12 protein-coding genes are annotated in these 12299 nt (G+C 41.6%); 9 read left to right on the top strand and 3 right to left on the bottom strand.

Translation table 11 applies throughout. The features are described from left to right. Positions 1-90: 90 nt before the first annotated feature. On the bottom strand, positions 91-744 hold the full coding sequence (locus tag LZP46_RS11395) for an OmpA family protein (protein ID WP_236093890.1): 654 nt from the start codon (positions 742-744) through the stop codon (positions 91-93). Between the two features lie 256 nt (positions 745-1000). Here LZP46_RS11395 and LZP46_RS11400 point away from each other — a divergent pair, with 256 nt between their 5' ends. From LZP46_RS11400 to LZP46_RS11425, 6 genes are all read left to right on the top strand, one after another. Next, positions 1001-1927, top strand: a complete 927-nt coding sequence (locus tag LZP46_RS11400; protein WP_236093891.1) for an acyltransferase — start codon at positions 1001-1003, stop codon at positions 1925-1927. A 15-nt stretch (positions 1928-1942) separates the two neighbouring features. Beyond that, entirely contained in the window at positions 1943-3001 is a 1059-nt protein-coding gene (locus tag LZP46_RS11405) for a preprotein translocase subunit SecA (RefSeq protein ID WP_236093892.1), read from the top strand. 143 nt (positions 3002-3144) lie between these two features. Then, positions 3145-3870: a septum site-determining protein MinC gene (gene minC, locus LZP46_RS11410; RefSeq protein WP_004975296.1), complete on the top strand. Its 726-nt coding sequence runs from the start codon at positions 3145-3147 to the stop codon at positions 3868-3870. A 68-nt stretch (positions 3871-3938) separates the two neighbouring features. Beyond that, positions 3939-4751 (top strand): septum site-determining protein MinD, encoded by an 813-nt coding sequence (gene minD, locus LZP46_RS11415; protein ID WP_096902697.1) that lies wholly within the window; start codon positions 3939-3941, stop codon positions 4749-4751. A 2-nt stretch (positions 4752-4753) separates the two neighbouring features. Continuing rightward, positions 4754-5026: a cell division topological specificity factor MinE gene (gene minE, locus LZP46_RS11420; protein ID WP_096902698.1), complete on the top strand. Its 273-nt coding sequence runs from the start codon at positions 4754-4756 to the stop codon at positions 5024-5026. Positions 5027-5211: 185 nt separating this feature from the next. Next, on the top strand, positions 5212-5499 hold the full coding sequence (locus LZP46_RS11425; RefSeq protein WP_004975291.1) for a PA4642 family protein: 288 nt from the start codon (positions 5212-5214) through the stop codon (positions 5497-5499). A gap of 130 nt (positions 5500-5629) precedes the next feature. Here the strand turns inward: LZP46_RS11425 and LZP46_RS11430 are convergent, their stop codons facing one another. Continuing rightward, positions 5630-8818 (bottom strand): DNA translocase FtsK, encoded by a 3189-nt coding sequence (locus LZP46_RS11430; protein WP_236095216.1) that lies wholly within the window; start codon positions 8816-8818, stop codon positions 5630-5632. Between the two features lie 341 nt (positions 8819-9159). On the opposite strand from LZP46_RS11430, the gene trxB reads away from it, so the two are divergent. The 3 genes from trxB (at position 9160) to LZP46_RS11445 (ending at position 11792) form a co-directional block, all read left to right on the top strand. Further along, positions 9160-10113, top strand: a complete 954-nt coding sequence (gene trxB, locus LZP46_RS11435; RefSeq protein WP_004975288.1) for a thioredoxin-disulfide reductase — start codon at positions 9160-9162, stop codon at positions 10111-10113. A gap of 107 nt (positions 10114-10220) precedes the next feature. Then, positions 10221-10952 (top strand): leucyl/phenylalanyl-tRNA--protein transferase, encoded by a 732-nt coding sequence (aat, locus tag LZP46_RS11440; protein WP_236093893.1) that lies wholly within the window; start codon positions 10221-10223, stop codon positions 10950-10952. 24 nt (positions 10953-10976) lie between these two features. After that, on the top strand, positions 10977-11792 hold the full coding sequence (locus LZP46_RS11445; protein WP_236093894.1) for an arginyltransferase: 816 nt from the start codon (positions 10977-10979) through the stop codon (positions 11790-11792). 40 nt (positions 11793-11832) lie between these two features. On the opposite strand, the gene rimI is transcribed toward LZP46_RS11445, so the two are convergent. Continuing rightward, a complete protein-coding gene (gene rimI / locus LZP46_RS11450) occupies positions 11833-12291 on the bottom strand; it encodes a ribosomal protein S18-alanine N-acetyltransferase (protein ID WP_236093895.1) in 459 nt (152 codons plus the stop codon). Positions 12292-12299 lie beyond the last annotated feature (8 nt).

Below are 12299 nucleotides of genomic sequence, written 5' to 3' on the forward strand. Positions count from 1 at the left end.
TATTTGCTGAGTATGCAATTAGACAACACTAAATTTTTGACATGAAAAAACCGCCCGAAGGCGGTTCTTTACAGTTTATACAATGCCAGATTATTGGATCGCATAAATGCTGATTTCTACACGACGGTTTTGCTCACGGCCTTCAGCAGTTGCGTTCGATGCGATTGGGTTTGCTGAACCCTGACCTTGTACATTAATACGTGTTGTAGAAACACCTTGAGATGCCAAGTAACTTGCTACAGATTGCGCACGCGCTTGAGACAGAGGAATATTGATTGAATCATTACCTGTACTGTCTGTATAACCTGTTACAAGTATACCGCTCTTGTTATCTTCAGTTAAGGTTTGCGCAACTTTATTTAAAGTTGAGTAGAAGTTTGGTTTGATGTTTGATTTGTTCGTATCAAACGTGATGTTACCTGGCATGATCAAGCCAACAGAACCATCAGCATTACGTTTAACTTCTACGCCTGTACCTGCCATTTGTTGGCGAAGTTTCTTCTCTTTATTGTCAAGATAAACACCAGTTGCACCACCGACAACTGCGCCAATCGCTGCAGCACGGTTGTTTTGTGCACTTGTGTTTGCGTTACTTTTAGAGACGCCATAACCTGCAGCAGCGCCAATTACTGTGCCTAACGCTGTTTTGTCATATTCCATACCACCAAGGTTGTTACCAGTCGATTGACAACCTGTTAATACCATTGCCCCTACAACTGCTGTCGATATTACTAATGCACGCATGGCATGCCTCCTTACTTGTGTTTTGTTGTACAGGCTGAATATTGAATGAAAAAATATACTTAGACCATTGATTTTTTGTTAATAAAAAAACTTTTACTTACAAATATACATGATCATGTACAAATCTGGGTATAACTTCATCACAATTTCTACACACTTTCACTTCTACACTTTTTTATTTTAAAAACAACATTTATAGTGGAGTAATCTACAAATACGTGACGCATTGGACGATTTATCTTCAGGATTGATTTATATGTCATCGCAAGCAAAGAAACACCCTTTATTAAAAAAAATCACAAAAGGTCTCACCGTGGGTACAGTCATCACTGGCAGTACATTTTTTCACGGCCCTCCTGTGTTGGCTTTGGGCTTAACCAAACTGTTAAAGCAGTCACGTAAGGTCGATGAAACCAATATTCAAATTACCAACAGTTGGCTCAGTGTAAACAACTGGCTGATTGATCATGTATTACCCAACACCCAATGGGATATCAGCATTGATGAAGATTTGCAACTGAGCATGCAAGGTCGTTATCTCATGACCTGTAACCATCAAAGTTGGGTCGATACCACAGTAAATCAGTATTTTGGCTTAACCCGTATGCCATTGACCCGCTTTTTTACCAAGTGGGAACTGATCTTTATTCCCTTTGTAGGACAAGCCTTTAAAATTTTAGGCTTCCCAATGATGAAGCGTCACAGCAAAGCACAAATTGCCAAAAAACCTGAGCTGAAAGACCGCGATATGGAAGAAGCGCGTAAAGCCTGCCAACAGTTATTAAGTCAGCCCTTTACCCTGCTGAATTATTTAGAAGGCACACGCTTTACCCAAGAAAAACATGATCAACAACAATCGCCTTATCAACATTTATTAAAGCCAAAAGCTGGTGGTTTAGCTTTGGCATTGAATATTTTGGGTGATCAAATTAATGCCTTGGTAGATATGACCATTGTGTACCCAGATGGCGTGCCGGGCTATAGCGAGTTTTGGTTAGGTGAGGTGCCGCGCATTGCGGTGAATTTACGCAAAATTAATATTCCAGATTGGGTGTTGGGCGGCAATTACGAAGATGATGCTGAATATCGTGAGCGTTTTCAGCAATGGGTGCATGAACTGTGGCTGGAAAAAGATCAATTGATTGAAAGCATGCAACAAAAACTTGCAGCTCCGACTGCATAACCATTCAGGTACGCCATGAAAAAGTCTGAAGAACCTGTCATCAAATCCTCTTTTCATCCCCTGCGTAAAGATTCATGGGGATGGAAAATTGCCTTGGCTTATGACTTGTTTTTGATGGGTTTAATCATCTTTAACTTGTTCTGTTTAAGTGCCAATGCCATTTTAATGAGTGATTTTGGCGAATGGTTGTTCGATTTTATTCGTCTACCTGAAATTTTACAGTTTTATCGAACAGAATTGCGCCCTTGGGTGGTGATTACCGAAGGCTGGTTTACCACATTTTTAATTGTAGAGTTAGGCGTACGTTGGGGTATTGCAATTATTTTCAAACATCATCAGCGTTGGTGGTTTTTCCCGTTTATTCACTGGTATGAAATTCTTGCGATTATTCCGCAATTGCGTTTTTTACGTTTATTACGTGCCATCGCGATTGGTTACAACCTGCATAGCCACGGCTATAAAGTCATTCCAGACAGTTGGTATAAACGCGGCAACTTTTACTACAACTTGCTCATGGAAGAACTCAGTAGCCGTGTGGTGCTCACGGTACTCAATGGAGTGCAACGTGAATTGACCACCAGTACTACTCACAAACAATTTATTGATGATTTGGTCGAGCATCATCGTCAATTACTCGCGATTGCTCTAGCCGATATTTTGCAGGAATCTTTAGGCAAAGAATTACACATGCAGCGTCACATGATTGCGAAAAATGTCGGACTGGTGGTGAATCAAGCCATTGAAGATACGCCTGAACTGACACAATTACTGCGCCTGATTCCATTGGTGGGTGGACGTATTGAACAGCAAATTCAAAGTATCGGACAGCGATTGGGTGAAAATATCACCCAAGGTTTAATTGAACCTTTTGCACAGCAGCATCAACAAGTACAAAATCCAACTTATCAAATGATTGCTGAAAAAATTAGTCAGATTGAGATTGAACATAATCAGCATATTGATAAATTAGTAGAATCAGCGATATTTGAAAGTTTAGAAGCAATTCGCAAACAAGTAAAAGTTAAACAATGGCAACAAATTTTAAATGAAGGACAACAACACGATATTTCATAAAGGTCTTTCGATAATTTTAGCTAAAACAATGTGAAATATTTTTAGTAACTGAACTAGAGAATTCACCCAATTTGTTCTAGGATTTGCTCTATTTATAAGATGACTTCAACAACCAGCAAAGTTAGAAGTGTTAAGGAATTATTATGGCTGACATACGGATAAAAGGCAGATTGGTCAATGCGATTCGCATTAGCTTAGACACCAATGATCATGATGCGATCCGCCAGCAACTAAGCCCAATGTTGCAAAAATCATTTCCACCAGGGGTTTTGGTGGTCATTGAAAGTTCAGTCGAACAAGAATTGATTGCGCTAATTCAATTGCTAATTAGCCTAGAAGCACAGCCAATTGCTGTGACTGAAGGCATTATGGCAGATCAGGCACGTGCTATTCAGTTCCCTGTCATCCCGCAAGACCGTCCATTGCAGGAAGTGAAAGCGACCAAAGAACAAGTGGTGGAAGTTAAACCTGAGCCTGCCGCAGAACAGCAACAGACTGAAAATCAAGTCGCTGAAACTACACCTGCTGTAGCACATATTACGTCGTACCATGATGAAATTTTGCGTACAGGTCAATGCTTGGTACAGCATCAGGGCGACATCATTTTAACCGCAGGCATTAACAGCGGTTCCGAAGTGATTGCTTCAGGAAATATACATATTTATGGTAGTGTACGTGGTAGAGTCATTGCCGGCGCGGGCGGGAATATTGCAGCACGAATTTTCTGTCATTCCCTAGAAGCAGAATTGGTATCTATTGCAGGCACATATTGCGTTGCGGACGACATTCCACAGCATGTGACCAAAAAACCTGTGCATATTTACTTAAATGATAACCAAGAGCTTGTATTTGAAGCTCTACAATTTTAATGTATAAATAATCACCAAAAATCCCCAAAAAATATAGGGGAATTTAAACCATAACAGGAGTGGATTCGGTGGCGAAAATTGTTGTCGTAACATCAGGCAAAGGTGGCGTAGGTAAAACCACTACAAGTGCATCTTTTGCAACAGGTTTAGCCCTACGTGGTCACAAAACTGTTGTTATCGATTTTGACGTGGGTTTACGTAACCTTGACTTAATTATGGGTTGTGAACGTCGCGTTGTTTATGATTTTGTGAATGTATTAAATAATGAAGCGCGTTTACAACAAGCATTAATTCGCGATAAAGATATCGAAAACCTTTATATTCTTCCAGCTTCACAAACCCGTGATAAAGATGCCCTCACCGATGAAGGTGTGGCACGTATTATGGATGAGTTGGCACAAGAGTTTGATTACATTATTTGCGACTCACCTGCAGGGATTGAGCGCGGTGCCATTCTTGCAATGTACCATGCCGATGAAGCGATTATTGTGACTAACCCTGAAATTTCTTCAGTACGTGACTCTGACCGTATTATTGGTATGCTTGACAGCAAAACCAAAAAAGTAGAACAAAATGAAGGTCGTGTGCGTAAGCACTTGTGTATTACACGTTACAACCCAGAACGTGCCGATAAACAAGAAATGCTGACCATTGACGACATTTCTAAAGATATTTTACGTGTACCAACTTTAGGCGTGATTCCTGAATGTAAGAGCGTACTTCAAGCATCTAACGAAGGTAAACCTGTCATTCTGTATAGCGATGCTGCTGCAGGTCAGGCGTATGATGACTTAGTTGCACGTTTCTTGGGTGAAGAACGTCCGTTTCGTCATATTGAAACAAAACCGAAAGGTTGGTTAGCACGATTATTTGGAGCGTAGACATGGCAGGATTTTGGAGCAAATTATTTAGCGGTGAAGACAAGCCATCTAGCGCACAAACAGCAAAAGATCGCTTAAAAGTGATTGTTGCTTCTGAACAAGGTCTAGGTAAACGCTTAAGCCAAGACAAAATTGATCAGATGAAAAAAGAAATCATGCAAGTGGTAAATCGCTACGTGCGTGGTGTCGATGAACAACATATTCAAATGTCTGTGCGTTCAGAAGCTAATATTGAAATGTTGGAAATGAATATCAATTTGCCTGAAGAGCGATAATCTGAATACTGATTAGTCAAGCAAATTGAATCAGGGCAAAATATGAGACTGGAATAGCAAAGCACTGCTTTGCCCAGTCGCAAGACGAGAAGCTGTGCTTCGAGATAAAGTGTACAAAAACACTTTTCCGCTTGCGAACTCATATTTTGCCTTTTTTATTTATAGAACAATACCTGGAGATTGCCATGGCATTATCTCAACCTGCGACCTTTAACGAAGCATGGTCGGATGAACGTGTATTTGCCTATTTGAATCAACTTCCACCTGCAGGTGTGAATGCAGATTTTCACGTACTCTATCACGCATTTAAACACATGCGTCCAAGTGACTATGAACGTCTATTGACACAATTTGTTGCCGATGGTCGCGATGTCAATGCCACTAATCCTGAAGGTCAGCGTATTCACGATGTGATTGCTGAATTTCCACGTCAAAAAGATGGTTTTTTAGCAGTTTTAGCCAAGTTTGCTTAAACTGTTTAAACACAATCTCTGGCTAAATTCAGCCAAAAAGATTGAGTGTAAAAAGAAAAAATCCCGCAATTGAATTGCGGGATTTTTTTATAGCACTACTTGATTCAAAATCAAACAGAAAGTGAAAGCTTTACACTAAAATTTCACGTTTCCCATTTGCTCCTTGCTCGCTCACAATGCCTTGCTCTTGCATCTGATCGACAATACGTGCCGCACGGTTATAGCCCAAGCTAAATTTGCGCTGTAAAGATGAGGTCGACACTTTACGTGTTTCCAAAACAAATGCTACACACTGATCATACAACACATCACGGTCTGGACTGCCTTCACCATCTTCAAAACCACGTGAAGATGGTTCTTCATCAAATGGCGTCAAGATTTCATCAACATAGTCTGGATCACCACGCTCACGCCATGCATCACAAATACGGTTGACTTCATCATCCGAAATAAATGCACCATGTACACGTTCTGGCTCAATTTTACCAGGCCCTAAAAATAGCATGTCACCATGACCAAGTAGATCTTCTGCTCCGCCTGCATCCAAAATAGTACGTGAGTCAATTTTTGAGTTTACACGTAAAGCCACACGAGTTGGAATGTTGGCTTTAATTAGACCAGTGATCACATCTACCGATGGACGCTGAGTTGCTAAGAGTAAGTGAATTCCTGCTGCACGTGATTTTTGTGCTAAACGGGTAATCATTTCTTCCGCTTTCTTTCCTACTTGCATAATCATGTCGGCAAACTCATCTGCCACAATGACAATAGATGGCAATGGCGTTAAGCGCGGTGCACGTTCCTGCGTTGCAGAATCGCCAGGCTTCCAAGTTGGATCAATTAAATCTTCACCATTGGCAATAGATTCTTCAACCTTACGGTTATAGTCACTTAATTTACGAATTTTTAGGAAAGACATCAGCTTATAGCGACGTTCCATTTCATTGACACACCAATTTAAAGCACTGACTGCATCTTTCATGTCTGTCACCACAGGCGTCAATAAGTGTGGAATATCGTTATAGTTAGCAAGTTCCAGTTGTTTCGGGTCAATCAAAATTAAGCGCAATTGATCAGGCTTGTATTTCAGCAACATCGACAAAATCATCGAGTTCACTGCCACCGATTTACCTGAACCCGTCGTCCCTGCTACGAGCATGTGCGGTGCTTTGCCCAATTCAGTAATCACAGGATTGCCTGAAATATCTTTCCCCATCGCCATAGATAAAATGCCGTTTGGATCTTCAAAAGCAGGCGTTTGTAATAACTCAATCAAACGTACCATTTCACGTGAACTATTCGGTACTTCAATGCCAATATACGGTTTGCCTGGAATCACTTCGACCACACGTACCGATGCCATCGACATTGAACGCGCCAAGTCACGAGAAATATTGGTTACTTTTGAAGCTTTGACCCCAGGTGCCAAATCCAGCTCAAAACGGGTCACGACAGGACCAGGCTGTGCTTCAACCACTTTGGCTTTGACATTAAATTCCTGTAATTTAATTTCCAGCAATTCCGACAAGCGCGATAATTGTTCTGCGGTGAAGTTGACTTTTTTGTTTGGATCGACTTTATCAAGCAAATCCAAACCCGGTAATGGCGATAAATCACGACGTTTTTCTGCAACCTGCATGGCGCGTGACATCGGACGACCATGTGCATCGGTCAGCGGCGCATCAAAATCAAAGTCATCTTCGTCTAGTGGTTTGCCTGCGGTTTCCTGCCAAGCTTCGATAAATGCTTCTTTGGATAACGCCACTTTTTCTGCTTGTTCAGCCTGTGTAGCAGTCGCTGCGTTTGCCATCACTGCGGCAGTGGCTGCCGTCTGAATAGGTGCCTGAACAAAAGCAGAACTTTGTGCATAGCTACTGGTACTACGCGCTACAGGCGCTTGATCTTGAAATGCATCTTGCTGTAACTCATCACCCAAAAGATCATCCACCAACAAGTCATCTAAACTGTCTAAATCATGCTGCAAATGACGTTCTTGGCGTACAGCATGATTTTGCGTATTCGAAGCACTTGACGATGGCGGGTTAAAATCTGACTCAAATCTGCTGAGATCATCGTTAAAATTGTGAGCCGTAGGATTCGAGTGCGGATGCACTGTTTCTTGCTGGGTCACAGACTCATCTAAAGTATCCATTGCCCCGCTGTTTTGGAATGGGCTGTGTAAATCACTTGCAGCTTTGCCTTGCGGAACTGCTGCGAGCAATTCATCAAAAATTTGATCATCATCCCAATCTAACGAAGATTTTGCAGTGGCTTGAGATGCCGTAGATGCAGGACGCACTTCATCAAAAGGATTCGATTGTAGATGTGGCTCTGGTTCTTCAGAAGCACGTAATAATGCATGAATGTCTTGGTTATGCTGACTGTCGGTATTTTCTTGTAAAGCACGCCACACTTCGCCTGTCGCAACAATACGCTGGCTGTCTTGATCTAAGCGATGCGCCTTTTCGATGGTTTTTTCTAACTCAACATCATCAATTTCATCTTGCACCAATAGCTGTTGCTGCGCCTGTTGCTCTTCTTCTTCACGTTGCTGCATGTGATTAAACATACGCTCTGCCGCAGGATGTGGCGCAGTTGTTTCAACTTCTTTCGCCTGTGCAACCACGGGTTCACTTGCTGCTTCTAAATCAGTTGATGCCACTTCAACAGCAACCACAGGTGCAGCAGCGACAACGGTCTTTTTCACCTGTGGTGTAGAACGGTCAAAGTCAGATTCTGCTTCAGGTACATTGCGATAGAACAAATCTTGCAGATAAGCAGGTGTAGCTTTTAAAGTTGCCCACGTTCTGTTCCACTTCACCCCAAATGTGAGGGTAAATAAGAAAATCCAAAAGACGACTAAAAAAAGTGTTGCTCCATAAATGGTTAAAATTTGCGATAAACTTTCCCCAAGTTCAAAACCAATGATGCCGCCTGAGGCATTGTCTAACGTATCGGCAGGCACTTGCCAAAATAAATACAATAAACTTGCAGTCGCCAATACAATGAAGAATTGTGCAGCATAACGAAATGGACGGTTTAAAAAACTACGTGGCCACCAGACTTGTAAGGCTTCAATAAGAAAATAAGCAGGAAGAAGCAGACTCGCCCAACCTAAAAAGCCAAACAGTAAATCGGCAATCCACGCACCTGCGATTCCACTCGCATTTGAAACCTGTTGGGTGTCACTGGAAATGTGCATCCAACCTGGGTCAAATGGAGTATAGGTCACCGTTGCAAGGAACAGATATATTCCAAAAGAGACCAAAAATAATGTCGCTATTAAGCGATGTGCATAAGCACCCGACACCGCAGTCATATATTGTCCTGTCGCCAATTCTTCATCAATGTTTTTGTTTGTTCGATGGTCTTAAAAAGCCACCTGATTCGGAGCGTCTGTATTTCATTTAGCTATGTCATTTAAGGTTGCATTTCACGATGCAAGCTTCATCACACAGCAAGCTATAAATTATAACAGACCTTCTATTATGCATGTGTTGCCTAGAAAAAGATGCAAGATTATTGAAGTGTGTTGTTAACTTTTTCTATATAGCTCAAATCGATTTACATGATCAGTAATATCAACTTTAATCACACAGCAAACTCATCCTGTTTCACGTATAATTCCATAAATTTCTAAATAAAAAAAGGATGCTGTGCATGAGCGCTCGTCACTCACGTTTAATTATTTTAGGTTCAGGCCCTGCAGGTTATAGTGCCGCAGTCTATGCCGCACGTGCCAACTTAAAACCAACCTTAATTGCAGGCTTACAATTGGGCGGTCAGCTCACCACGACCACAGAAGTTGATAACTGGCCAGGCGATCCTGAAGGTTTAACAGGCCCAGCGTTAATGGAACGTATGCAAGCTCATGCGGAACGCTTTGGCACAGAAATCGTGTATGACCATATCAATGAAGTAAACCTGAATGTGCGCCCATTTGTACTGAAAGGTGATATGGAAGAATTTACCTGTGATGCTTTAATCATTTGCACAGGTGCGACTGCACAATATTTAGGTTTAGAATCTGAAGCAGCATTTATGGGTCAAGGCGTAAGTGCCTGTGCCACCTGTGATGGTTTCTTCTATAAAAACCAAAAAGTGATGGTCGTTGGCGGTGGTAACACGGCTGTTGAAGAAGCATTATACCTGTCTAACATTGCATCACACGTGACATTGGTGCATCGTCGTGATTCACTTCGCTCTGAAAAAATCTTGCAAGATCATTTATTTGCCAAAGAGAAAGAAGGCAAAATCAGCATTCTTTGGAACAACCAAGTTGATGAAGTCTTGGGCGACAACACAGGCGTAACTTCAGTACGTTTAAAATCAACTACCGATGGTTCTACTCAAATTGTTGATGTGTCTGGCTTATTCATTGCGATTGGTCACAAACCGAATACAGGCATGTTCGAAGGTCAATTGAACTTGCGTGATGGTTATATCCAAGTACAAAGCGGCACTTCAGGCAATGCGACTCAAACTTCTGTGGCTGGCGTATTTGCTGCAGGTGATGTGGCCGATTCAATTTATCGCCAAGCGATTACTTCTGCAGGTTCAGGTTGTATGGCAGCTTTGGATGCAGAAAAATATTTAGATGCACTTGGTGAATAATTTAGTGACCAAGTTTAAAGACCGCTCTCCTTGAGCGGTTTTTTTATCACGGCATTTTTAGGTATGATGAAATCAAGTTCATCGCAAAACTTCTTACGGCAATTGAAATGCATACACTCCCGGCTTCACAATTCATTTTCCCCGATCCCATTGAAGTTGATCCTGAGGGTGAAGGCTTGATTTGTGTAGGTGCAGACCTTTCCCCTTCAACCTTATATGAAGCCTATACACATGGCTTATTTCCATGGTTTTCAGAAGGTGATCCTATTTGTTGGTGGAGTCCTGAGCCACGTTGCGTGATTATTCCGCAACATTATCAGCCGAGTAAGTCTTTAATCCGCAACATGAAAAAAATGGATTATCGCATTACTGTCAATCATGCCTTTGAACAGGTAATTCGCAATTGTGCCTTGCCCCGTAGCTACGCCAATGAAACTTGGATTTCTGAAGAGATCATTCAAGGTTACAGTCAGTTTTTTGCAGCAGGTTATGGCTATAGTGTCGAAGTTTGGGAGCAAGATCTTTTGGTCGGTGGTTTATATGGGGTCAGCATTGGCAAGGGCTGTTTTGGTGAGTCCATGTTTAGCCATCGCACTGATGTATCTAAAATGGCATTTTATAGTTTGATGCTGCTCGGACAAGAACAACAATTGCCTTGGATTGACTGTCAATTGGTCAATGATCATTTAATTAGTCTGGGCGCATGTACACTTTCTCGCCAAGACTATCTTAAATCGTTACAAGATGTTGTAAAACAGCCTGCAATCAATTGGAAAAAATATCAGGACAGTGTATTTTCAAGTAAAACAATAGCGCAGTATGCGCGCCTATTTGAATGACAATAACAGAGAGGGATCTTGAAAATGAATTCATATCACCCAAAATCCCTGCTAAATGATTTGCAGTATTACATTACTCCGCCGCATGATTGCAGCTATTTACCCGAAAAATCTGCGCGGATGGTTTTTTTAGACCCTGCACATAAAATTGATGTGCTGACTTTGTCTGAACTCTCTCGGGTCGGTTTTCGTCGCAGTGGCGATTTTGTCTATCGTCCTGAATGCCATTTGTGCCGCCAATGCCTTTCTTCGCGTATTCCTGTCGCTGAATTTAAAATGAACAGCACCCAAAAAAAAGCTTGGAAACGCAATCACGATTTACAAATCAAAATCACCAAGCCACAAGATGCAGGTGATTTGCATTATGCGCTGTATGAACGCTATATCAATGAACGACATGCCGATGGCGATATGTTCCCTGCCAGCCGTGACCAATTTGAAAAATTTTTAATCCACAGTTGTACCAGCAGCTTCTTTTTAGAAGTTTGGCAAGCTGATCGCTTAATTGCAGTATCGACCTGTGATTATTTAGATGATGGTATTTCTGCGGTCTATACCTTTTTTGATCCAGACGAAAGTCGTCGCTCACTCGGAACATTTGCAGTATTAAAACAAATTGAACAGGCACAGCATTTGGGACTGCAATATGTTTACTTAGGCTATTGGGTGCCTCATTCCAACAAAATGAACTACAAATCGCAATATGTGCCGCTTGAGCTACTACTCGATGGTCAATGGCGACGCATTAACCGCAGCCTAAATACCAATGAGGTGCAGCAACTGGGAAACTCCTTAATGACCACGCTGCCCTTAGGCTGGAATAACTCCATCATCAAATAAAAATATAATGATGCAATACTGATTTTTGCATCGATCAGATTCACTTAAACAAACTGGCAAAATCATCACTACAAGATTTCACCATAATAATGGCATGCTCGCGTGTCCCATCCGTTTTAGGATAATAATTTTTACGTAAATCAATTTGATGAAAACCTGACTTTTCATACAGGGCTATCGCGGCTAAATTACTTTCACGCACTTCTAAAAAAATTTGCACAGGTTGGTTCTTCAATCCTGTAATAGAATGTTCCAGCAGTTGATAACCTAAACCTTTGCCTTGCTGACTTGGATGTACCGCCATCAACAACAAATTCGCTTCATCCAACACAGGTTGCAAAATACAAAAACCCACCACTTTCCCTGCGTGTTCAATCACAGTACTGTGATAACTGTCCACAGCTTCGGCAAATTGTTTGGTACTCCACGGATGACTTTGTACCAAATTTTCAATCGCAACCACATCAGCGACATCATGGGCTTGCATTAAACGAATCATAAGAATGA

The sequence above is a fragment of the Acinetobacter sp. SCLZS86 genome (assembly GCF_021560715.1).
Taxonomy (GTDB): Bacteria; Pseudomonadota; Gammaproteobacteria; order Pseudomonadales; family Moraxellaceae; genus Acinetobacter; species Acinetobacter towneri_A.